This is a genomic window from Ruania halotolerans (genome assembly GCF_021049285.1).
In the GTDB taxonomy this organism is placed as follows: domain Bacteria; phylum Actinomycetota; class Actinomycetes; order Actinomycetales; family Beutenbergiaceae; genus Ruania; species Ruania halotolerans.
Genome location: NZ_CP088017.1, coordinates 2,901,950 through 2,924,068 on the forward strand (window position 1 = coordinate 2,901,950; position 22,119 = coordinate 2,924,068).

At 67.8% G+C, this 22,119-nt stretch carries 21 protein-coding genes; 8 read left to right on the forward strand and 13 right to left on the reverse strand.

Annotated features, from left to right (window positions below; all coding sequences use genetic code 11):
* Window positions 1–81: 81 nt before the first annotated feature.
* Entirely contained in the window at window positions 82–777 is a 696-nt protein-coding gene (locus LQF10_RS12940; RefSeq protein WP_231064250.1) for a response regulator transcription factor, read from the forward strand.
* A 10-nt stretch (window positions 778–787) separates the two neighbouring features.
* On the forward strand, window positions 788–1,855 hold the full coding sequence (locus LQF10_RS12945) for a sensor histidine kinase (protein WP_290371096.1): 1,068 nt from the start codon (window positions 788–790) through the stop codon (window positions 1,853–1,855).
* A gap of 79 nt (window positions 1,856–1,934) precedes the next feature.
* Here the strand turns inward: LQF10_RS12945 and LQF10_RS12950 are convergent, their stop codons facing one another.
* Window positions 1,935–2,714, reverse strand: coding sequence for an SGNH/GDSL hydrolase family protein (locus tag LQF10_RS12950; protein WP_231064251.1), 780 nt, complete (start codon window positions 2,712–2,714; stop codon window positions 1,935–1,937).
* Window positions 2,715–2,837: 123 nt separating this feature from the next.
* Here LQF10_RS12950 and LQF10_RS12955 point away from each other — a divergent pair, with 123 nt between their 5' ends.
* The 3 genes from LQF10_RS12955 to LQF10_RS12965 are packed head-to-tail and all read left to right on the forward strand — an operon-like array spanning window position 2,838 to window position 5,496.
* A complete protein-coding gene (locus tag LQF10_RS12955; RefSeq protein WP_231064252.1) occupies window positions 2,838–3,512 on the forward strand; it encodes a response regulator in 675 nt (224 codons plus the stop codon).
* Entirely contained in the window at window positions 3,509–5,002 is a 1,494-nt protein-coding gene (locus LQF10_RS12960) for a sensor histidine kinase (protein ID WP_231064253.1), read from the forward strand. The genes LQF10_RS12955 and LQF10_RS12960 overlap by 4 nt, the downstream gene beginning before the upstream one ends.
* Window positions 5,002–5,496: a GerMN domain-containing protein gene (locus tag LQF10_RS12965; protein WP_231064254.1), complete on the forward strand. Its 495-nt coding sequence runs from the start codon at window positions 5,002–5,004 to the stop codon at window positions 5,494–5,496. The genes LQF10_RS12960 and LQF10_RS12965 overlap by 1 nt, the downstream gene beginning before the upstream one ends.
* A gap of 4 nt (window positions 5,497–5,500) precedes the next feature.
* Here the strand turns inward: LQF10_RS12965 and LQF10_RS12970 are convergent, their stop codons facing one another.
* The gene (locus LQF10_RS12970; RefSeq protein WP_231064255.1) at window positions 5,501–6,793 is read right to left on the reverse strand and encodes an acyltransferase family protein; all 1,293 of its coding nucleotides are present in this window, start codon (window positions 6,791–6,793) and stop codon (window positions 5,501–5,503) included.
* Window positions 6,794–6,925: 132 nt separating this feature from the next.
* Between LQF10_RS12970 and LQF10_RS12975 the strand changes: the two genes are divergently transcribed.
* Window positions 6,926–7,759, forward strand: coding sequence for a polysaccharide deacetylase family protein (locus tag LQF10_RS12975; protein WP_231064256.1), 834 nt, complete (start codon window positions 6,926–6,928; stop codon window positions 7,757–7,759).
* Window positions 7,760–7,807: 48 nt separating this feature from the next.
* On the opposite strand, the gene LQF10_RS12980 is transcribed toward LQF10_RS12975, so the two are convergent.
* The 6 genes from LQF10_RS12980 to LQF10_RS13005 all read right to left on the reverse strand — a co-directional run bounded on the left by LQF10_RS12980 (window position 7,808) and on the right by LQF10_RS13005 (window position 13,365).
* Window positions 7,808–8,512: a response regulator gene (locus LQF10_RS12980; protein WP_231064257.1), complete on the reverse strand. Its 705-nt coding sequence runs from the start codon at window positions 8,510–8,512 to the stop codon at window positions 7,808–7,810.
* Complete coding sequence (locus tag LQF10_RS12985) at window positions 8,509–9,918, reverse strand: histidine kinase (RefSeq protein WP_231064258.1); 1,410 nt, start codon at window positions 9,916–9,918, stop codon at window positions 8,509–8,511. Before LQF10_RS12985 ends, LQF10_RS12980 begins: the two co-directional genes overlap by 4 nt.
* Window positions 9,919–9,991: 73 nt before the next feature.
* Complete coding sequence (locus tag LQF10_RS12990) at window positions 9,992–10,846, reverse strand: ABC transporter permease subunit (RefSeq protein ID WP_231064259.1); 855 nt, start codon at window positions 10,844–10,846, stop codon at window positions 9,992–9,994.
* Window positions 10,847–10,872: 26 nt separating this feature from the next.
* Entirely contained in the window at window positions 10,873–11,757 is an 885-nt protein-coding gene (locus LQF10_RS12995; RefSeq protein ID WP_231064260.1) for an ABC transporter permease, read from the reverse strand.
* The gene (locus tag LQF10_RS13000; RefSeq protein WP_231064261.1) at window positions 11,754–12,704 is read right to left on the reverse strand and encodes an ATP-binding cassette domain-containing protein; all 951 of its coding nucleotides are present in this window, start codon (window positions 12,702–12,704) and stop codon (window positions 11,754–11,756) included. The genes LQF10_RS12995 and LQF10_RS13000 overlap by 4 nt, the downstream gene beginning before the upstream one ends.
* 214 nt (window positions 12,705–12,918) lie before the next feature.
* A complete protein-coding gene (locus tag LQF10_RS13005) occupies window positions 12,919–13,365 on the reverse strand; it encodes a VOC family protein (RefSeq protein WP_231064262.1) in 447 nt (148 codons plus the stop codon).
* A 42-nt stretch (window positions 13,366–13,407) separates the two neighbouring features.
* On the opposite strand from LQF10_RS13005, the gene LQF10_RS13010 reads away from it, so the two are divergent.
* The gene (locus LQF10_RS13010) at window positions 13,408–13,758 is read left to right on the forward strand and encodes a MerR family transcriptional regulator (RefSeq protein ID WP_231064263.1); all 351 of its coding nucleotides are present in this window, start codon (window positions 13,408–13,410) and stop codon (window positions 13,756–13,758) included.
* On the opposite strand, the gene LQF10_RS13015 is transcribed toward LQF10_RS13010, so the two are convergent.
* On the reverse strand, window positions 13,727–14,812 hold the full coding sequence (locus LQF10_RS13015; RefSeq protein ID WP_231064264.1) for a sigma-70 family RNA polymerase sigma factor: 1,086 nt from the start codon (window positions 14,810–14,812) through the stop codon (window positions 13,727–13,729). The genes LQF10_RS13010 and LQF10_RS13015 overlap by 32 nt on opposite strands.
* A complete protein-coding gene (locus tag LQF10_RS13020; protein WP_231064265.1) occupies window positions 14,809–16,233 on the reverse strand; it encodes an MFS transporter in 1,425 nt (474 codons plus the stop codon). The genes LQF10_RS13015 and LQF10_RS13020 overlap by 4 nt, the downstream gene beginning before the upstream one ends.
* Window positions 16,234–16,561: 328 nt before the next feature.
* Here LQF10_RS13020 and LQF10_RS13025 point away from each other — a divergent pair, with 328 nt between their 5' ends.
* The gene (locus LQF10_RS13025) at window positions 16,562–19,330 is read left to right on the forward strand and encodes a choice-of-anchor M domain-containing protein (RefSeq protein ID WP_231064266.1); all 2,769 of its coding nucleotides are present in this window, start codon (window positions 16,562–16,564) and stop codon (window positions 19,328–19,330) included.
* A 68-nt stretch (window positions 19,331–19,398) separates the two neighbouring features.
* Here the strand turns inward: LQF10_RS13025 and LQF10_RS13030 are convergent, their stop codons facing one another.
* The 3 genes from LQF10_RS13030 to LQF10_RS13040 are packed head-to-tail and all read right to left on the reverse strand — an operon-like array spanning window position 19,399 to window position 22,101.
* Entirely contained in the window at window positions 19,399–20,310 is a 912-nt protein-coding gene (locus LQF10_RS13030; RefSeq protein ID WP_231064267.1) for an anchored repeat-type ABC transporter permease subunit, read from the reverse strand.
* On the reverse strand, window positions 20,310–21,113 hold the full coding sequence (locus LQF10_RS13035; protein ID WP_231064268.1) for an anchored repeat-type ABC transporter ATP-binding subunit: 804 nt from the start codon (window positions 21,111–21,113) through the stop codon (window positions 20,310–20,312). Before LQF10_RS13035 ends, LQF10_RS13030 begins: the two co-directional genes overlap by 1 nt.
* Complete coding sequence (locus LQF10_RS13040) at window positions 21,106–22,101, reverse strand: choice-of-anchor M domain-containing protein (RefSeq protein WP_231064269.1); 996 nt, start codon at window positions 22,099–22,101, stop codon at window positions 21,106–21,108. Before LQF10_RS13040 ends, LQF10_RS13035 begins: the two co-directional genes overlap by 8 nt.
* Between the last annotated feature and the right edge of the window lie 18 nt (window positions 22,102–22,119).

Genomic DNA, 22,119 nt, shown 5'->3' on the forward strand with positions numbered 1-22,119 from the left:
AGTCAATGCAGCCCGGCGTTGCCACCACGTATGCGAATTCCGATACGCCGGCGATAGGCGCCGGCCCGTACGCTCAACCTCATGCGCGTGCTGATCGTCGAGGACGAGCCCTATCTTGCGGGTGCCATCCGCGATGGCTTGCGCCTCGAGGCGATCGCCGCCGACATTGCGGGCGACGGTGACACCGCACTGGAAATGCTGAGCATCAACGTCTACGACGTTGCCGTACTGGACCGCGATGTGCCCGGGCCCTCCGGTGATGAGATCGCGGCGCACATCGTCGCATCCGGCAGCGGGACACCAATCCTGATGCTCACCGCTGCCGACCGGCTCGACGACAAGGCCACCGGATTCGAGCTCGGCGCCGATGACTACCTGACGAAACCCTTCGAGCTCCGCGAGCTCGTCCTGAGGCTCCGCGCTCTCCACCGCCGACGCTCCCACCACCGGCCCCCAGTTCTGGACATCGCAGGCTTGCGGGTGGACCCGTTCCGCCGTGAGGTCTTCCGGGATGGTCGCTACGTGCCACTCACCCGCAAGCAGTTCGCCGTGCTCGAAGTACTCGCAGGTGCCGCGGGAGGTGTTGTCAGTGCCGAGCAGTTGCTGGAAAGGGCGTGGGACGAGAACGCCGACCCGTTCACCAACGCGGTCCGGATCACCGTCTCGGCGTTGCGCAAACGACTCGGCGAACCGTGGGTGATCGAGACGGTGCCTGGCGTCGGGTATCGCATCGATCCGGCTCCCACTGCCGAACGCGGCAGCGGTGGCCGTGGATAGGCGGCCGGGCTTGAGCGTTCGCGTCAAGCTCACCCTCAGCTACGCCGGCTTCCTCATGATCGCGGGCACGCTCCTGCTTGCCGTGGTGTGGGTGTTCTTGCTCCGGTACGTGCCCGACGGCCCCATCAACACCGGAGGACCGTTCGTCCCCAACCGCTCGGACCTTGAGCGCGCATTCGCTCCTCGGGTGGCACTAGCGCTCGCCTTCCTGTTGGTGTTCGGACTGGTTGGCGGATGGATTCTCGCGGGCCGCATGCTGGCACCGCTGGTTCGAATCAGCGCAGCCACCCGCTCGGTGGCGAACGGATCGCTGTCACACCGCATCCACCTCGACGGCCGCAGGGACGAGTTCCGTGAACTCGCCGATGCCTTCGACGCGATGCTCATCCAGCTCGAAGCACACGTCGCCGAACAACAGCGATTCGCTGCCAATGCCTCCCATGAACTGCGTACCCCGTTGGCGATCTCGCAGACTCTTCTCGAGGTCGCACGTGATGATCCCCACCGGAACACCGACGAACTCATCGATCGCCTGCACACGGTGAATACGCGCGCGATCGATCTCACTGAGGCGCTGCTCGTGCTCAGCCGCGCTGACCGGAGATCCTTCACCCGCGAGAGGGTCGACCTCTCCCTGGTAGCAGAAGAGGCCGCCGAAACGCTCCTGACTCTGGCCGAAGAACGTGACATCACACTCGACGCCTCCGGCGATGTCGCGCCAACCATCGGCTCGCCACCACTCCTGCTGCAGATGGCCACGAACCTCGTGCACAACGCGATCGTCCACAACATCGGCGACCACGGCAGGGTGTGGGTACGGTGCGCCGCCCATTCCGGCTCCGTCACTCTCACGATCGAGAACACCGGGGAGCGAATCTCACCACGGCTGGCCACGACACTCACTGAACCCTTCCAGCGCGGCCACGACCGCATCCGAGACCACGACCATGCAGGAGTCGGCCTCGGCCTGGCAATCGTGACGAGCATCGTCCGCGCACACGACGGAACACTCACCATCGACCCACGGCCCACTGGCGGGCTCCGCATCACAGTGCGCCTTCACGCCGCCACGGTCTAACCGAGTCCCGGCGCTGCGAGCCCTTCCCGAGCACGGGACACTCCGTGGAGGACACCCTGGCGAGGCACGGAATCATCCATCAGCACCCGGTGAACGTCTCGTCCGAGGACCAGCCGGCGTTCGCCCATTCATCGGCGTCGGCAGGCTCGAACCCTGGGTACAAGCCGGCGAGCTCCTCAAGCAGCCAGCTGGTGAAGTGTGCGGCCCCCTGCGGGCAGGTGTGGATCCCGTCGCTGCTGCGGTGGACCTGTCCGTCCTGCTCACGGGAGTACTGCTCGCCCCATACCTCGGTCGCGTCGAGGAACTCGACGCCCTCGTCGTCCGCGGCTACATCGGCGGCCCGCTCGGCGGCGGTGGCCAACTCATCCATGTGATCGGCATAGAACTCATCGGGTTCGATCGGTGGCATGGAGACGACGATCAGGTCCGCACCGGCGTCAGCAGCGGCTGTCGCGAGCCGCTGGTAGGCCTGCTCCTGCTCCTTCGGTGTGCCCCAGTCGTAGCTGGTGATCTGATAGACGACCGTGCCTCCGTCCGCTTCTGCCAGCCGCTCCGGGAGGTCCTCCCACTGTGAGGCCGCGTCGGGCCCGACCACATTGCCGCCACCGGTGGACGTCTCGTTGATGAAGTACGCCCCGCTCTCAGCCATGGCCTGGCTCAATGGCAGAGCCTGACCGGCAGCGACCGAGTCTCCGAGGAACAGCAACGGTGAGACGCCGGATTCGGCAGCGGCCGACGATTCGGTCCAGCCGCCCTCGCTGTCCGATCCCCCACCCAGCCCGCTGGAGCATGAGGTGAGAGCGAGCGCTGCGATCAGACCGGCGGCGATACGTGTGGTTGTCGTGTGTTGATTCATCATGAGGACCACTCTCGGCGGCCGATGTCGCCACAGGTCAGCGCTGCTGTCACAGTCGTGTCGCAAACTCTCCCCATACCCAGAACCAGTGCGGTCATCCCTGACGCCGTTCCTAGACTGGCGAGCGTGACCTCCGTTCTCCTCATCGAAGACGACCCACTGGTCCGGCGCAGCCTGGAGCTGGCATTGGGCCGGTACGGCTACGCCATCCGCACGTCCGCCACAGGCGAGGAAGGACTAGCCGCCCTGGCCCAGGAGCCTCCCGACCTCGTGGTTCTCGATCTGATGCTCCCGGGCATCGACGGCTTCGAGGTGTGCCGCCGTCTCCGCGTGGACTCGCAGGCACCGGTCATCATGCTCACCGCCCGCGGCGACGACCTCGACGTCGTCGGCGGTCTGGAGGCAGGGGCCGACGACTACGTCATCAAACCCGTCCAGCCGGCCGTGCTGGACGCTCGGATCCGTGCGGTGCTGCGCCGTGCGGTGAGCGACCCCGACGGCGTCCGGGCGCACCGCGGGCTGCGCATCGACACCGAGTCCCTCACTGTGACCCTGGGCGGCACCCCGATACCGCTCACCCCGACCGAGTTGCGTCTGCTGCTGACGCTCTCTCGCTCACCGGGGCGCGTCTTCAGCCGGCAACAGCTGCTCGAAGAGGTTTGGGAACACGGATATCTCGGTGACTCGCGGCTGGTGGACAACGGGATCATGCGGCTGCGCGGGAAGATCGAGGGCGACCCCTCCCGCCCCGAGTTCATCCAGACGGTGCGTGGGTTCGGCTACCGGTTCGGACCGGTGTGAGAGCCGGCCCGGTGCGGCAACGGCTGCTGCCCCTCGGGATCCGTGGCCTGCGGGGGCGGTTCATCCTGGTGTTCGTCCTGGTCGCCGTGCTGGGGGCGAGCGTGGCGGCGTGGGCGGGTGCGCGACAGGCCTCCGGGGCTCTCACCGAGTCCAGCCAGCAGCAGCATGCCGACGCCCTCGTCGCGCAGGTGACGGCGGTGGCACCGACGGTGGAGTACCCGCCGAGCCAGGACGCACTGGACCAGCTGCGCGCCGCTGTCGGGACGAACTCCATGGCCCGCTACCAGGAGGTGCAATCAGCATCGGGCATCTTCATCGCCGACGACGGCCTGCTCACCAGCGAGCTGCGCGCGGCAGTCGGCGGCGACACTGCCCCGGGCCACACCGTCACCCAACGGGTGATGGTGGCGGACACCCCGTGGCTGGTCATCGGTGCACCGGTGATGATCACCGCGCCCGACGGCAGCCGCACCCCCTCGGGGGTAGAGGTCTACAGCGCCCAGGATCTCTCCGCCGTCGAAAGCGACATCAGCGCCCTGACCCGGGCGGCAATCGGCACCTCGGCGTTGGTGCTCCCGGTCGCCGTCCTCCTCGCCCTGCTGGCCTCCCGCACCGTGCTGGCGCCGGTACGACGGCTGCGCACCACGGCCCGGCGGCTCGCCGACGGCGACCTCGACGCCCGCACGCAGCCACGCGGCGTCGACGAACTCGCCCAGCTCACCCATACGGTGAACGAGATGGCCGAGTCCCTGCAGGGGTCAATGGTGGCGATGGCCCGGATGCAGGAGGACGCCAAACGCTTCGCCGCCGACGTCTCCCACGAGCTGCGCACTCCCCTGTCCACGCTCACCGCAGCCGTGGAGATCCTCCACGATGCCCTCAAGCATCAGAACGCCCAGAGCGACGACGAGGCTGCGGCCCAGGAGTCGGCCCGGATGGCGCTGATCGAGACCCGGCGGCTGGTACATCTCGTGGAGGACATCATGGAGATCGCCCGGTTCGACGCCGGCACGGCGCCCATGCGCTGGGAATCCACGGACATTCTCACCCTCACCCGTGACTGTGTGCGGGCCCGCGGCTGGACGCAGGACGTCGCCATCGCCGCACCCGACGGCGCCGATCTCGTGGTGCAGGCAGATCGTCGCCGTCTCGACGTGGTGCTGGCAAACCTCGTCGGCAATGCCCGCTCCCACGGCGCACCGCCCGTGCACATCACCTTCGCCGCCACCACGTCGGGCGTCCGTGTGACGGTCACCGACTCCGGGCCGGGCATCCCCGAGGACGTACTGCCGCGGATTTTCACACGCTTCTACAAGGCCGACGCCGCCCGCACCCGCAGCAGCGGCAGCGGGCTCGGGATGGCCATCGCCTGGGAGAACACCAGGCTGCACGGCGGCGAACTCACCGCGGCGAACGCCTCCGGCGGCGGTGCCCAGTTCACCGTGTGGTTACCGCGTGCGGGCGGCAACCAGGAGAGTGAGGACCGGTGATGAACAGACGGCTCCGCCCAGTCGCGCTCCTGGTTTCGATGCTGGCGCTTGCCGGCTGTGGGGTGCAGCCCTCTCAGGTACAGCAGGGCCCGGAGGCACCGACGGGCCTGGCGCCGGGTTCGACGCTCTACTTCCTCGATGATGGCGGCGATCTCGTCGCACAGGAGCGCCAGACGCGCCGGCTCGGCTCCATTCAGGAGGCGGTCTCCCTGTTGCTGACGGGGCCCGGGAGTTCTGGTCTGGGCACCGGGATCGCGGAGACGGCGGTGCGCACCACCCCGGTAACGCTCGGCGAGGAGATCATCTCGGTACGCCTCCCGCTGGCGACGCCCGAAGTCGATTCGGACGGTGTGGATCAGATCGTGTGCACCGTGCTGGCCACGCACATCCAGGCCGGAGGATCACCGGCGATGCAGGTGCGCCTGACGTTCACCGACATCCCGGCCAGCAGCACGGACCCGCGGACGGGCCCACGGTCCTGCCCCGTCTTGTGAGGTATCACAGATCGCCGATGTCGACCTGCGGGGCGGTCGGCTCCGGCAGCAGGAACCACAGTGCCAGCAGTGCCCCGCTGGCGAGGAGGAACACCATCGCACCGGTGCGACCGCGCGCCCAGGAGGCCCGGAACCGCACTGGGTTCTCCACCAGGTGTGTCGATGCCGCTGCCAAGCCCACCGAGACGCCGAGCACCAGAAGAGTGTGCGCCCATCCGCCGAGGCCGGTGAGCTCCGGCGGAAGCAGGACGATCACCGGCCAGTGCCAGAGGTAGAGGCTGTAGGAGACCCGCCCGAGCCAGCGCAGCGGGGTCGCCTCGAGCAGGGAGCCGAGCACTCCCGGGGCTCGGCCGGTGCGCGCATGAGCGGCGGCGCACAGCCCGATGAGCACCGCCGCAGTCGTTGCGTGCAGGAACAGCCCACCGGTGTACAGCCACGTTGAGCTGGTGCCGTCGGTGAGGAACCAGGAGGTGAGCAGGCCCGCAGCTAGCAGCGCGATCACGCTGCCGGCCGCTCGGCCGAGAATCCTCAGCAGCGCGTCGAAGCAACGCCGCGCAGGTTCGGTCGCGGCAGCCGCACCGAGCAACAAAGAGAACGCACGGGTGTCGGTGCCGGTGTAGACGCGCGTGGGATCAGCCGGATCGGTCAGCACCACCATCAGCGCCAGGGACAAGGCCGCCAGCACGGCGCACACCCCCAGCACCACCCACGGCACAGTGCGCGGGGACCGGCCGCGCAGGACTGCCAGCACGAGGATCAGGACGAGCGGCCAGAGGAGGTAGAACTGCTCCTCGACGGCGACGCTCCACAGGTGGGCGAAGATCCTCGCCTGCCCGAACGCCTCCCAGTAGCTCGCGTCCTGGGCCAGCAGGTGCCAGTTCACCAGGTTCAGCTGCACCCACAGACCGTCGGTGAGCGTGGTCCGCACCAGGTCGGTGCCGATGGCCGTGCCTGCCCGCTGCAGTCCCCACACCGTGAGCGTGACGACGGCGAGCATGGTGGCCAGTGCCGGGAAGAGCCGGCGCAGGCGGCGTGCCCAGAATCTCGTCAGCGAGATCGCACCGGTGGTCATCTCACGAAGCAGCAGGGAGGTGATGAGGAAACCGGAGAGCACGAAGAACAGGTCCACGCCGAGGAACCCGCCCCTGAGATGGCCGGTGTGAAAGAGCAGAACCCCGGCGACGGCGATTCCGCGCAGCCCGTCGAGCGCCGTGATGTGCCTCGACGCTCTGAGCCCAGGCTGGGCAGCGGACGGCTGGACTGGATGGTGCGTTCGCGCGACGGCTGAGGAGCTCATACGGGCGAGCCTCCCGATGCGCGATCGGCCCCTCGTCGCCATCACGTCGCAGTTCTGTCACAGACCCCGGCTGCGACATGACTGCGACCTTCCCGTCACGTGCCTGCACCACCAGCCGGCCACCGTCGAGGCATGACCAACACACACTCCCCCGCCCCTACGCACCATCATCCGCACCGTGACATCCACGTTCGCCGGAAGAACCGTCGTCGCCTGATCGCCTTGGCAGCGACGGCCCTGGTGCTGGCCGGTGGTGCCACAGTGGCCACCGCCGTCGGCCCCGACACGCTCCGCGAGACGTTCCGCGAAACGGTGGGAAGTACCCCGCCCCTGGAATCGAAGGATGACACAGCTCAGACCGGCCACACCGATCATGCCCCTGCACCAGACGCGCCCCCGGTGATCCATCGGGTCGATACCGACGACCGCGTGATCTTCGTGACCATCGACGACGGTCACTACCCCAGTGAGCAGGCGCTCGACCTCGTCACGGAGCACGAGATGCCCGTCTCCCTGTTCCTCAACGCCGACCCGGTGCGCCTGCACGCGTCCTACTTCGAGGAGTACATCGCCCTCGGCAACACGGTGCACACGCACACACTGAGTCATCCGGATCTCACGCAGCACGGTGTGGCCGAGCAACGGGCGGAAATCTGCGGCATGGTGGACCTGCTGAAGGAGCGTTTCGGTGGCTCCGGCGCGGTGGGATCCCTGCTCCGCGCCCCGTACGGCGCCTCGGACGGCAACACCGCCGAGGCCGCTGCCGCGTGCGAAACCACCGCCGTGGTGCACTGGAGCGGCACCGCCGAGGATGGCAAGGTCTCGCTCGCCCACGGGAACGAGTTGGTCCCGGGCGAGATCATCCTCACCCACTTCACCGACGATCTTCCGGCGAACCTTCAGCAGATCCAGCAGCTGGCCGATGAGGCTGACTTCACCATCGCCCGGTTAGAGGACTACCTCTGAGCGGCAGTCACGGTCGAGCCGCAGTCACGGTCGAGCCCTGGTCGAGCGTCAGCGGCCAAGGTGCTGACCGCCGTCGCCCTCCCCGACCCCCACGAGCCCATACTCATACGCGGCGATCACCGCCTGCACCCGATCGCGCACTCCGAGCTTGGCCAGGATCCTGCCGACGTGAGTCTTCACCGTGGTGGCGGAGAGCACGAGATGCTCGGCGATCTCCGCATTGGAGAGTCCTTCCGCCACGCACCGCAGCACCTCGAGCTCCCGAGGAGTGAGCGCTCGAAGGCGAGGATCGAGTCCGTCCTCAGAGTGACCGGCATCCGCATCGGTGGGCAGGTGCGCAGCGAACAAGTCGAGCATGCGCCGCACCACCCGCGGCGCGACGACGGAACTGCCCGAGGCCACGGTCCGGATCGCCTCCACCAGCTCGTCCGGCCTGGCGTTCTTCAGGAGAAATCCACTCGCTCCCGCGCGCAACGCGGCGAAGGCGTACTCGTCAACATCGAAGGTGGTCAGCACCAGAACCCTCGTGGTGGGGTGTTCCACTGCCAGGCGCTGCGTGGCCTCGATACCGTCCATACCCGGCATCCGGATGTCCATCAGCACAATGTCGGGTGAGAGTGCCGCTACCTGCTCGAGCGCGACTGCACCGTCCGACGCCTCCCCGACCACCTCGAGGTCGGGCTCGGACTCGATCACGAGGCGAAAGCCCATCCGCAACAGCGCCTGATCGTCCACCAGCAACACCGTCGTCATCCGTGTTCTCCGTCCTCACTACCGGTCCATGGCAAGGCGACCCGCACGCGCCACCCTCCGCCCGGCCGGGGGCCGACCTCGGCATGGCCCCCCAGGAGCGCAACCCGCTCGCGGATACCGACGACACCCCGTCCGGTTCCGCCGCCTGTCCCTGGCCGCGTGCCACCCGAATCGAGGATCTCCACCTCAAGGACCTCGCCGCTGCGCCGCAGCGCGACTTCCACCGATGGAGTGCCCGGGGCGTGCCGGAGCACGTTGGTCAGGCTCTCGGTCACGATGCGCACCACGGCCAGACGCAGTGAGGTGTCCTGCGGGAGTCCGGTGTCGAGTCCGGTGGCCGTCACGGGTAGGCCAGCCACCCGGAATCGCTCGACGACGGTCCTCAGATCGGTCGCAGCGGTGTCCGTCAGCTCGGGGTGCGCGTTGCCGTCGGCGTCCTCCGGGTCGAACACGTGGAGCACGCGCTGCATATCCGACAGGGCCGTCCTGCCGGTACTGGAGAGCTCACGAAGGGCCTCGCGTGAACTGTCCGGGGCCCGTTCCAGGGCCGCTCCTGCGCCGTCGGACAGGGCCACCATCACCGAGACGCTGTGTGCGACGACATCGTGCAGCTCGCGTGCGATGCGAGCGCGCTCGGCAGCGCGCGCGAGTGCCGCACTGTTGTCCCGATCTCGGGCCATCGCCTCGTATCGCTCCATGAGCCCGAGGGCGTGCAACCGGCGGGCACGCACTCCTGAGCCGGCAGCCACTCCCAGCAGTAAGAGAGCGAGCAGGAGAAACACCGACGCCGATCGGCGCCCTGGCGAGAAGTCGGGTTCGGGGAGCTGGTGGAACGGATCACCGGTGGGCGTGGTCATCGGGTCGCTCCAGAGCAGAATCTCTGCGAGACCGAGATCTTGCCACCACCACAGGGCGATCGACACCGTGACGAACACGGCCGCACAACTGATCCAGGCGGTACGCGCCGTGCGGGTGGCCGCGACTGTGTAGAGCGCACAGGCGAGGCACACGCCCACCACCCCCAGAACGCCGGCAGTGGCGAGTGAGACCACCGCCAGGACGCACAGCGCCACTGTGACGCCCATCGGCCGCGCTCGCCGGGCGGCCACCAGCATCGCCCCGACGGCCGCGCCGGCGAGCCACACGGTCGGAATCAACCAGGCCGCACGCGCGTCCGGCGGGTACAAGCCCAGACCAGTCGCCCCTCGAACCGTCAGTGACGCGAAGAGCACAGTAAGCAATCCGAGCACCAGCACGGCGACAACAAGGGCCGCGTCGGCGATGCGGGGATGAGCGGCGACCAGACGACCCAGCGGCCCCCGCCGCTGGACCTGCGTCTCCGTCAGTGGCGGGGCCGAGCCCGCGCCCTGAACGCGCGCGGATCCGGCGGCGCGCGGAATCGTCACGCTCCTACTCTCCCATCCTTCATCCCGCCGGCGCCCGGGCATACCGCTCGGGGTGGGTATCGCCGCACCGCCTTCACGTGAGGTCATGGCGTCGCAGCCGGTACCCTCCGGCCACAAGGAGCGCGAGAACCCAGGCACCGAGAACGGCTCCCCCGCCCCACGCACTAAGGTGCGGTCCTAGGCTCGTCGCGTCCAGGGCGGTGAGTCCGGCGTCATCGATGAGCAGCCGCGCCCCAGAGCCCGGCAGGAGCGCGCGGACCGTGTCGGTGATCAGCCCGGGGTTCACTGCGAGCAGGTGGTCGATCACGATGAGCACCATCACCCCCGAAACGAGCGCGGCGCTGGGACGGCGCAGCAGTGCCCCGATTCCGAGCCCGACCAGCGCGACACCCGTCAGGTAGACCGCGAATCCGGACATCAGGCGGACGGTCTCACCATCGGTGAGGTCGACCGTGAGCCCGTGGCCAGCCCGCAGACCGATGGTGACCAGGAACGACGCGACGAGCGCAGCAGCCGCCGTCCCGAGCGCGGCAATGATCGTAACGACCACCTGCGCCACGAGCACGGGCACGCGCCGCGGGATGGCGGTGAACGTGGCCTTGAACGTGCCCGTGCTGTACTCACCCGTTCCCACCTGAACGCCGAGGACCAGAGTGCCGAGCTGGGCGAGCAGGTAGCCGGAGACGATCAGCGACGCCCCGGACTGCGCGTCGCCGGGTCGGACGAACAGACCCAATGCGTACGCGAGCAAGGCCGCCGCGACGATCGTGCCCACTGCGGTCCACACAGTCGAACGCAGGCTGAGCAGTTTGGTCCACTCTGCCGCGAGAACCCGGGCGAACGTGACGCCAGGCCGCGCGCGGGCTGAGGCAGAGATCGGCCACCTGGAGCGCCTGGGCACCGATCGGTGCCGGGGGGTACTGGTCACCTCGTGGGTCATCGAGCGTCCACGCCTCAGGTCACGTCTCGGGTGCGCAGGGCCGCCGCGGCCCCCGCGAGCGGGAGGAGGATCCAGGCACCGAGGACACCTGCCCCGCCTCCCGGGCCAAGGTCCGGGGCGCCATCGATGCCACTGCCCTCCGGTGTGGTCAGCAGTGACCCGGCGCCGCTCGGCGAGAAGGTGACGGCGGTGTTGACCACGGTCTGCGCCGTCGACGGCCCTCCGGACTCGCTCATGGCCATCGGATCAGTCGCCATATCGGCCGCGAGCATGAGCACGACGGGCAACACGAGGGTCAGCGTGACCGCGGCGAGGACGGCGCGAGCCGGGCGGCGCAGGAGCGCCCCGATGGCCATACCAAACATCGCCATGCCCACGAGATAGCACACCATTCCGGCAAGGATCAGGACCGTTCCCTCCCCCATCAGGTTCGGGGTGATCCCCCGCGAACCGGCCGCCGGCAGAATGCCGGCCACCGCCGCACCCACGGCCAGCAGCGAGGTCAGGAGCGCGAACGCGGCGGTGACCACCACCTGCGCGGCGAGCACGGGCAGCCGCCGCGGCACCGCCGTGAAAGTCGCGCGGAAGGTGCCCGTGCTGAATTCCCCCGTCCCTATCAGCACGCCCAGCACCATGAGGCTGACCGGGGAAAGAACGAGCGCCGAGGTGAGCGAGCCAAGCGGGTCGAAGCCTGGATCACCGGAGGAAGCGTTCGCTGACACATAGGTGAGCGCTCCGGACACCGCGATCGTGGCGGCTGCGAGCAGGTACGAGGACCGCAGACTGGTGAGCTTGGTCCACTCCGCGGCCACGACCCGTGGAAAGGTCGCACCACGACGGGTCGCTGCAACCAGCTGACGGGCGGGAGCGTCGGTGGACGACGAGGCGGGCGCGCTCACCGGGCACCTCCCGTGGCCGGCAGGGCGGTCGAGTCCTCGGCACTGCGGCCCCGGTACTGCACCGCATCGGCCGTCAGCTGCAGGTAGGCATCCTCGAGCGTCCCGCCCTCGGTGGCCAGCTCGAGAACCGTGGCGCCATGCCGGCGCGCCGCGCCCCCGACCTGATCGACCGACATCCCGCGCACCTCGAGCACCCCGGGAGCCTGGGGCGCCACGTCTGCACCGAGTTCAAGCAGCGCGCGGGCAAGGACCTCGGGCTCTGCCGTGCGGACCCGGACCGTACCCGCACGCTCGGAACGGTCAACGATCTCCTGGACCGAGGCGTCGGCGAGCAGACGACCCTTGCCGATGATCACCACCCGGTCGGCGCACAGTGCCAGCTCGTGCATGAGGTGGGAGGAGAGAAGTACGGTCCGGCCCTGCGCCGCAAGGTCACGGACGAGCCTGCGCACCCACAGGACGCCATCGGGGTCGAGGCCATTGACCGGTTCGTCGAGGATCAGTGTGTGCGGATCACCAAGGAGCGCACCGGCGATCCCGAGCCGCTGGCCCATACCGAGCGAGAACGTCCCCGCCCTGCGGCCCGCGACGGACTCCAGACCGGTCATCGCGATCACCTCGTCCACGCGCGAGCGGGAGATGCCGTGGGTCCGGGCCTGCGCCAGCAGGTGGCGAAAGGCTGTGCGCCCTGGATGCACGGAGCGGGCGTCGAGCATGACACCGACGGCGTGTAGAGGAGCGGCCAGATCGGCGTACCGCTGGCCGTCGATCGTCGCAGCGCCCGACGTTGCGCGTTCGAGTCCCACGATGATCCGCATCGTGGTCGACTTGCCGGCGCCATTCGGACCGAGGAATCCGGTCACGGTCCCCGACTGTGCCGTGAAGCTCAGCTCATCCACGGCCCTGGTGGTCCCGTAGCACTTCGTCAGTGCCGCCACCTCGATCATGAGTTCTCCTGTCGTCAACGGACGAGAGCCTCATGGCCCGTCCGTCAACGACGCTACGGAGACCGGCCGAGATCGCTCGACCTTCCAGCGACCGATATCGGCCCTGCGAAGGGGTCGTCCTTCAGGAGGACCCCGTGCACCCGCGGGAGGGTGTGGTGAGGATGGCAGTACCCGGCGAGCGGAGGCGGGACCGCTCAGACCCGCCCTTGTCCGCTCAGCTCTCTCCCAGCTCCTGGAACAGCGTGACTTCCAGGTCCGCAGGCGCATGCAGACGCGAGTTGAGTGATCGCCATGGGGTCTCGCGCGGCTCGGCGATGAGCTCGGCGCCCGCATCGACGAGTTCCATGGTTGATGCCGCACTGTCGTCGACCTCGAAAGCGATACGGATGCGGGCGCTGGGCCGGCCCTCCGCCTCGACCGCGTCGATCATCTTCACCTGGGCCGGGTTCGCCAACTCCAGTGTCGCCATACCGGCGTCGAGGATCGCCACTCGGGCGTCTCCTTCGCCTTCGAAGGCTGCCCGCTCGGGCAGGCCGAGCACGTCCCGGTAGAAGGTCACGGCTGCGTCGAAGTCCTCGGCCTCGACGACGAGGCGGAGCTGCCTCACGCGGGCGGGAGCGTCATGGGTGGGGACGTGGTGAGCGGGTGCGTCGTCTACCATGCTGGCGACGATAGAACCTGACATCAGTGTGAGGGGCAAGCGATGCGCATCGGTGAACTCGCACAGCGCACCGGAGCGAGCATCCGATCGCTGCGCTACTACGAGAACCGGGGACTGCTCGCACCCGCTCGCACCGTGAGCGGACAGCGGCAGTTCGACGAGTCGGATGTCCATCGGGTCTCCCTCATCCGGCAACTCCTTGCGGCCGGCTTGGGCACCGCGGCCATCGCCGATGTACTGCCGTGCATGTCCGATCCTGCTGCGCAAACGTCTCTGCTCACGGCGCGGTTGATGAAAGAACGGGACCGGCTCACCAAGGAGATCGAGGAGCGAGTCACCACACGTGAGGCACTCACCGGGCTCATTGACGCCGCACCTCCTCTGCATACCTGATCGAGCCACCGTGGGGGCGCTCACGTGAGCGCGAAACCGGCGGACTTTCCCCTTCCCCACGCTCACCGTGAGCTGCTGTATCCACGAGACCGAAAGGGGCGAAGAGACGCTGATCGAAGAAGGCGACGACGCGGGAGATTCCCTCCTGAGTCAGGGTGAGCACTTGCAGGTTGAAGGGCCGGTGCACGCCGTCGTGGTCGGGTAGATACAACCCGAAGGCGGGCTGCCCGTTGGCCGAGGTGGGCACGAGCAGGTGATCACCAGGCCGCTGCGCGGGACTCTGTGCGGCGATCATCTGCCCGATCGTGCGCGCGCCGTGGAACCAGTCCGGATAAGGCGGCATTTCCCAGACGGCATCCTCGGTCAGGGTCGAGACGAGCGCTTCGACGTCGTTGGCGTGCATTGCGGTGACATAGCGATCGAGCAGCTCCCGCTGTTCAGGAGCGTCTGGTTCGATCACGTCGCTCTCGAGCAGTGGTGCCCGATCGAAATGTGCACGGGCCCGCTGCATCAGGCTGTTCACCGCGACTGGGCTCACCTCCAACATGTCAGCAACTTCGGCCGCACTGAAGGTCAGCACCTCTCGCAAGATGAACACGGCGCGCTGGCGGGGAGTAAGGCGCTGCAGGGCAGCGATGAACGCCAACCTGACGCTCTGGCGCTGAGCCACAGTGGCGAGTGGATCCTCTGCGCCGCCGGTACCGGCACCGAGCATGCTGTCGGAGAGAGGCTCCAACCAGGTGAGTTCCGGCGATTCGGTCAGTAGCGCCGCAGGATCCTGGCCCGGACCACCTAGACCGGTGGGCAGCACTCGGCGGCTGCGGTGTTCCAGTGACCGCAGGCACGTATTGGTGGCAATCCGATACAGCCAGGTGCGGATCGATGAGCGTCCTTCGAAACGGTGATAACCGCGCCAGGCGCGCACATAGGTCTCCTGAACCGCATCCTCGGCATCGTCGATCGAGGCCAACATCCGATAGCTGTGGGCAAGTAGCTCAGCCCGATAAGGTCCGGCCCGCTCCTCGAAGTCATCCTCAACAACTCGCACAGTCATGACCTGATGGCCTGCTCTTGAGGGACATGGCGCAACAGGACCACTGCGAGTACTGCCCCGAGGGCAGCGATGGCGGCCAGCGCCAAGAGAGCGGCCCCGAACCCCTCGGTCAACTCGGCAACTGACGGCGTAGCGACGTTTCCTCGGGTGGCGTAGCCGATCGCAATCGCCGAGGCCAGTGCCGCACCTACCGTCGTGCCGACGGCGAAGGACGTCTCCTCCACCCCCGCCGCCAGCCCCGCGTGCTCCTGCGCAACACCGGTCAACGCGGCGATCTGGCCGGCAACGAACGCGGCACCCATCCCAGCACCGAAGACGAGAAGTCCAGCCAGCAGGTTCTTCACCACGGTGCCGTCAGGGGTGAGGCTGCTGAGCAGCACACAGGCGATGGCCAACAAGACCAGGCCCCCGCTCGCCACGCGACGAAAGCCGGCCCGCGTGACCAGATGCTGCCCGGCAAAGACTGCGATCACGGAGGTGACTGTCATGATCGCCATCGTCAGGCCGAACTGGATCGCCGAGAGGCCGAGCACTTGCTGGGCGTAGAGGGTCACGATAATCAGCAGACCATCAACGGCGACACCGGCGACCAGAATGACGAGGTTGCCGCCGACGAGCGTTCGCGAGGCGAAGATGCTCAGCGGCACCAGCGGGACCGGGCTGTACCGCTCGATCACGACGAACATAGCCGTCAAGATCACGGCACCGGCACCGAAGGCCAAGGTGAACGGGCCGATTCCGTGCTCAGCGATGCGGAACAACGCCAAGAGCGTCAGCACTAGTGCACCGGTGGCGGTGATTGCGCCCGGCAGGTCAAGCGCCCGCCTATTGCGTACTCCGCGCGGAAGCAGAACGGGGCATACGATCACCACGATCACGCAGACCGGCACGTTCGTGTAGAAGATCCAGGCCCACCCGACCCAGTCAGTCAGCACGCCTCCAAGCAGTAGTCCGGCTGATGCGCCGATCCCGCCCAAACCTCCCCAGAGACCGAGCGCTTTGTTGCGCTCAGGTCCTTCAGGAAAGACGTGCATCAGGATCGATAGCCCGGCCGGTGTCATCACCGCAGCACCCACCCCCTGGAGGACCCGTGCGGCGATCAGCATCTCGCTCGAAACGGCCAGGCCGCACCCCAGCGAGGCTGCGGCGAACACCGCGACGGCGGCCATGAACACCCGTCGTTGCCCCATATGGTCTGCCAACCGGCCGCCCAAGAGCAGCAGCCCGCCCACTGCCACCCCGTAGGCCGTGATCACCCACTGGATCTCCGCCGGTGCGAACCCGACGTCGCGCGCGATAGCCGGTAGCGCGGCGTACACGCTCGTGGAGTCCAGGACGCCCATGAACATCGCCATACAGACCACGGCCAGCACCCACCATCGCCGTACCGTCTCCATCACCTGAGTTTCAGTGCTGACCACCGCGCCTCCTCTATGGGCCCTGAGCGAACCGGTCCGTTCGGACCGCTCGTAGAGATAGACCCAGGCGAGCCCTCAGAGTCATCGGGTAGCCGGAAAAGATCCGTCACCGCAGAGAGCGGCGCGGCCAAGGACGCTCCCCCTGCCCGCCGAGCGGCGCTGCTGTACCGGACGCCATCAGGCCAGCACTCAGTTTCATGATATTGATAGTCATGCGCATTAAGATGTGATCTTCTGGTGCTCGCGTTCGCCTCCGCACCGATGACTCGCGCACATCCACGCCTCATCCGCATTCACACGTGCCGCTGGACCGGCGCCTGAAAGGACCACGATGCATCACAGACCTGTCACGATCGGTGCCACGACGGGGGTACTGGCACTCGCCCTCAGCGGCCTCATACTGGTCTCCCCCGCGGCGGCCCTCGACGGCCACGCACCGGCACCCACCGAGGTGCGCGTCCTCTCCCGCATCCACACCGACGCCGTCTCCACTTTCATCGACGATGGCGCGCTGGCGCTGGCGTCACAAGCCGATGTGCCCGAGGGCGACGGCACCCGCCTGGATCCTGCGGCCACCATCTTCCACCTCGACGACGACGCGAGGACCACGGTCCCACCTGGCTACGACTTCATCGCCGAACCTGGCAGCGAGGTGTGGGTAGCACCTGAGGGCAATCCCATGGGAAGCGAGGGCTATGAACAGCTCTGGCCCGGCTTCTCAACCGAATCGGTGCCCGCGGGCGCCCTGGAGAACGATCGGACCGCGTTCACGCTGACCGAGGTCACAGGCCCAGGCGACCTGGAACTGTACACCGGTAGCGGAGAGAACCTCGATCGACTGTGGTCCAGTGACGACAACGTCGACACCTTCACCATGGGCCGCACGCACATGCACGCGAACTGGGCCTTCACCGAACCGGGCACGTATCAGATCGATGTGACCGCCACCGCGGCCGGCACCGGCGGCTCAACTCTCTCGGCGAGTGCGACCTACACGTTCGTGGTCGGCGATCTCGCCGCTCCGAGGGCCACCAGCACCGACCTGTCCGTCGATGTGAGTGCCATCACCGAGAACGAACGGGTGACACTCACCGCGAGCGTCCTCCCCGCCGATCTGGACGGCTATGTCGAGTTCTACGACGGTGAGAGGATCCTGGGTCACGAGCGGCTGGACAGTGGCTCGACGAGCATCCAGACCACTGCCGTGCGGTTAGGAGTTCGCGAGCTGACAGCGCATTACGTGCCCATGGACACACGCACCGCTGCGCCATCGACGTCCGAGCCGGTCACCGTCACAGTCCTGGAAGAGGGTGCCGAGGACCAGTTCGGCATCGCCGGCTGGAAGGACACCTACGCCGCCGGCGAGAACGTCGAGCTTTCGGCGCAGGGCGTCAGTCTCGAGCAGAACGAAGAGCTGCGGTGGCACACCCGTCGATCGGCGTCCGCCGACCAGACCTACGTGAGCATCGGATCCGACCCCCGGATGCTCCCGAATATCTCGACCCACTGGAACGAGGTGCAGATCCGGCTGTCGGTATGGGACGCGGTGGAGAAGGAGTACACCCAGGAGACGGCATGGCACACCTTCACCGTCAGCGGTGCCAACCAGGGCTCCGGCGAGCAGCTCACCATCTCGGGGATGAACGAGAGGTACTACCTCGGCGACACGTGGAGCGTCACCGTCGAGCACTCCGGTCTGGACGAGGGCGAGACAATCCGTTTCGCCACCCGCTCCTTCCCCTACGGCACCGAATACGACTCGATGGAGTCCCAGCAGGTGCAGGTCGAAGGCACCAGCGTCACCCTGCAGACGTCATGGATGGACAGCTCGTGGACCGACCAGCCCACGAGTGAGGGGGTGTTGCAGATCGTGTCCTCGGACGGCACGGTCCTGGGACAGTCGGCACCCTTCGCGCCCTACATCAGCAAGCGCGAGCTCATCCTCACGGGTGGTCAGGACATCTATCGCGTCGGTCAGACGATCGAGCTGAACAGTAGCCTCGAGCCGGGCCGCGAGGGCCTCGAGTACCAGTGGGGTTACGGCATCAGCCAGTGGCAATTCGAGCCGATTGACGGTGCCACCTCCACCACCGTCTCCCTGCCGGTGACGGCAGAGATGGACGGCAGGACGCTCGGCCTGCTCGTGAGCGACGCCGCAACCGGCGCGAGTGTCAACTACGCCCCCTTCGAACTCCGGGTGGTCGACGCTGCCGACGGTGAACAGGTGGTCATCATCGACGGGCTCGGAGCCCACGGCAGCCACTATCACCAGGGCACCACCATCGAACTGCGAGCACTGGCGGACCCGGCGGCAGCCGATACGGATACCTTCCGCTGGGAGTGGCAACGCCCGGACCAGGCTGACTGGCATCTCATGGAAACAGCGACGGCCGCAGAGCACGAGGTCATCGCCGAGCAGGCGCTGGACGGAACTCTGGTTCGGGTCACCATGATGAACGAGGCCGGTGAGGCGCTCGCAACCAGCCCGTCGGCAACGATTCTCGTCGATGACCACGGCGCCGATCCTCGCCAGAACGTCCAGATCGCCGGGCTCGAGGAGTCGTATACCGCGGGCGAGGAGATCACCCTGACCGCCTCGGTCGACCCGGACTCGGTGCTGTCGCGGTACGCCTGGACCCTCACCCCGCACGGTGGTGAGCCACGAACCATCGACAGTGGCGGATCCGCACAGCTGGTCCTGCCCGCCACCGAGGATCTCGACGGCGCCGCGATCAGCGCCGCTCTCGTCTTCGATGACGCCTCGACCTACGTCGCCTCAGAGCCCGTGACACTCGCCGTCACCCCAGCACCAGCGGACCCGGACGACGGCACCACCGCCCCGGATGACGACATCACCACTCCGACCGAGGACGGCGCGGCGCCTGGGCAGCAGGAACCCAGGGACGGCGCAACGCAGGACGAGTCCGGGGACGACGCAGCGCAGGGTGAGAGTGGCACAGGAGGCCCGGGCGCCGGCGCCGCACTTGCGGAGACAGGATCCGAGAGTATCGGCGCGGGGCTCGTCATGGCCTGCGTGCTGCTCCTGCTCGCAGGTGCCGCGCTCGTGGCACGAGCCAAGCACGCTGGTGAATATCGCTGACCCGGCGCCACGATGGACGAGAAGGGCGCGGCCCCGCGGGGCCGCGCCCTTCTCCGTGTCGCTCCGCGTCAGACCTTGGCGTCCGCCGGCTCCTGGTGCGCGGCTCCCACCTGGCCGGTGCGCGCGGATCCGGCCCGCAGCTTGCCGAGGAGACCGTGGCGCGGTGCGAGCACCCAGGTGAGCAGGAAGACCGCCGTCGAGAGCAGCACGATCGAACCGCCGGTCGGCAGATCGATGGCCCAGGAGAGGTACAGCCCCACGAACGCGCAGGAGGCACCGATCGCCGGGGCGAGGACCATCATGGCGCCGAGCCGGTCGGTGAGCAGGCGGGCCGTGGCTGGTGGCACCACCAGCAGCGCAACCACCAGCACATTGCCGATCACCTGCACCGAGACCACGACAGCGATCGCGACCATCACATAGAGCGCGACGTCCAGTGCAAGCACGGGCAACCCTGCCGAACGGGCCATCTCCCGGTCCAGGCTGACCGCCACGAGTTCCTTGTGCAGCGCGAACGCCGCACCCAGCATCGCCAGGCCGGCGATCGCGACGACGTACACGTCCGAGTCCGGGATGCCGGTGATCGAGCCGAAGAGAAAACTCTGTAACGAACCGGAATAGCCCGGTGCCGTGGAGATGATCACGATGCCGAGCGCGAACGAGGCAACGAAGAAGATCCCGATGATCGAGTCCTCCTTCAGCCGCCGGTTCTGCGCGACGATCGCCACGCAGATCGCGGTGACGACGCCTGCGACCATGCCGCCCAGCACGAGCGATCCCTGCAGTACGAACGCAACGGCCAATCCGGGGAACACGGCGTGCGCCACGGAGTGGCCCACGAAGACCATGCCGCGCAACACCACATGAGTGCCGATCACTCCGCAGATGATCGCCGACATCGCCGCCACCAGCAGCGCCTTCGGCAAGAAGGTCAACATGGGGTTGGTCAGGTCCTGGAAGAACTCGCCGAGGGTCAGCATCACGCCACCCCCAGCGCGTCCAGCAGCGGGGAGCCTGCTCGGAAGCCGAACGCCCGGATCCACACGTCAGGGTTGCGCAACTCGGCAGGGGCACCATCGGCCACCACGGTGCGATTGATGAGGTAGAGCCGATCGAAGGTGTACATGGCCGCCGCGAGATCGTGGGTGGTCATCACCAGAGACCGACCCTCACCGCTCAGTTCGGTGAACAGGTCGGTGAGGAGCTCCTGGGTGGGGATGTCCAGTCCGGTGAATGGTTCGTCGAGCAGGAGCAACGCGGGGCGCAGTGCGAGGGCACGAGCGACCAGGACGCGCTGGCGCTGCCCACCGGAGAGCTCTCCGACCGGTCGCCTGGCCAGATGCGACATTCCCACTCGGTCCAATGCCTCATTCGCCGCGCGATAGTCCGCAACCCCGGCCCGGCGCAGCCACCCGATGGCGCCGACCCGGCCGGAGAGGACCACGTCCGCCACACTGATCGGAAAGTCCCAGGCGAACTCGTGCCGTTGTGGCACGTAGCCCACCCGGCTCCTGGCCGCCCTGGCGGAGCCGTCGCCAAGGGTGATCTCCCCCGCACGGACCGGGATGAGCCCAAGCACCGAGCGGATCAGGGTGGTCTTGCCCGCACCGTTCGGCCCGATGAGCCCGGTGAGCTCGCCGGCGCCGGCCGTCAGATTCACGTCTCGCAACACGCTACGCCCGCCGAGATCTACGGCCAGGCCCCGCACTGAGAGCTCACTCGCGGTGCCAGCACCTGCGGTGCTCATCGGTCTGGCCTCATTCGCGGTGCTCGTCTCAGTCATCGCTGTGCTCCCTAGCGCTCTCACGGTGCGCTTCGGCACGAGCCCGCCGCGAGCGCACCGTACTGACGGTGATCACCGCCCCCAGGAGCACCACCGCTGCAGTGGTGACGATGGCGACGATCGGGATCGAGCCCGAGTCGTCCTGATCGGCGACCGGTCGCGCGTCTGCCTCGGACTCGGAGTCGCCTCCATTCGCCGTCGTTGTTCCCTCACCACCACGCTCCTGGTCGCCCTCGGCGGCGGGGTAGATGGCCGAGAAGGCCTCGGCCGGGTCCGTTTCCTGCCCGACGGCGAAGCGCAGGATATCCCGGTCGCTCGCCGTGGTCCCGTCCACCAGTTCCGCGGTGAGTTCGACATCGAGCAGGTAGATGCCGGGTTCGGTGAAGATCCAGTTTCCGTGCACATGCGTGTTGGTATCGGCCCAGATGTCCTGCGCTTCGCTCGTATCGGAGGACCACAACAACTCGGCGTCGTCGAAGTTCCCGCTCTGCAAGAACAGGGTGAACTGCCCAGGCCCGTCCATCCCGTGGAACCGCAAGGTCATCCCCCTGGCCAGTTCGGCCACTACTTCCGGGTCCTGGCTGTTCCAGCCCACCCACGGTGCGTCGAAGTTCTCCGTTTGCGGCACCACGTAGAGGTCGGCGCCGGCTTCGGCGTCGATGAAGGCGAACTGCTCCTCCTCGGGGGCGGGCAGTACGGCCGCGTCGCCGAGGTGGAACACGACGTCGTCCAGTTGCCGCCACACCGCAGGTGCGGTGGTGTCGTCGCGGGCGAGAATCTGCCACTGACCATCGATCAGGCGCGGGCCGACATCGACATGGCCCTCGGTCACGACTACTTGTTCATCGCCGATCTCCTCCCCGGACCCGACGGTCTGGTCCAGCGAGTCGTCAGTGGCGGCCAGTGCCGGGGCGGTGGTGCCGATGATGACACCGGCGGCAAGCACGCTCGCGCCGAGGAGGCAGGGTACGGTCCGTGTGGGAGACAACGCGGGGTCCTCGAATTC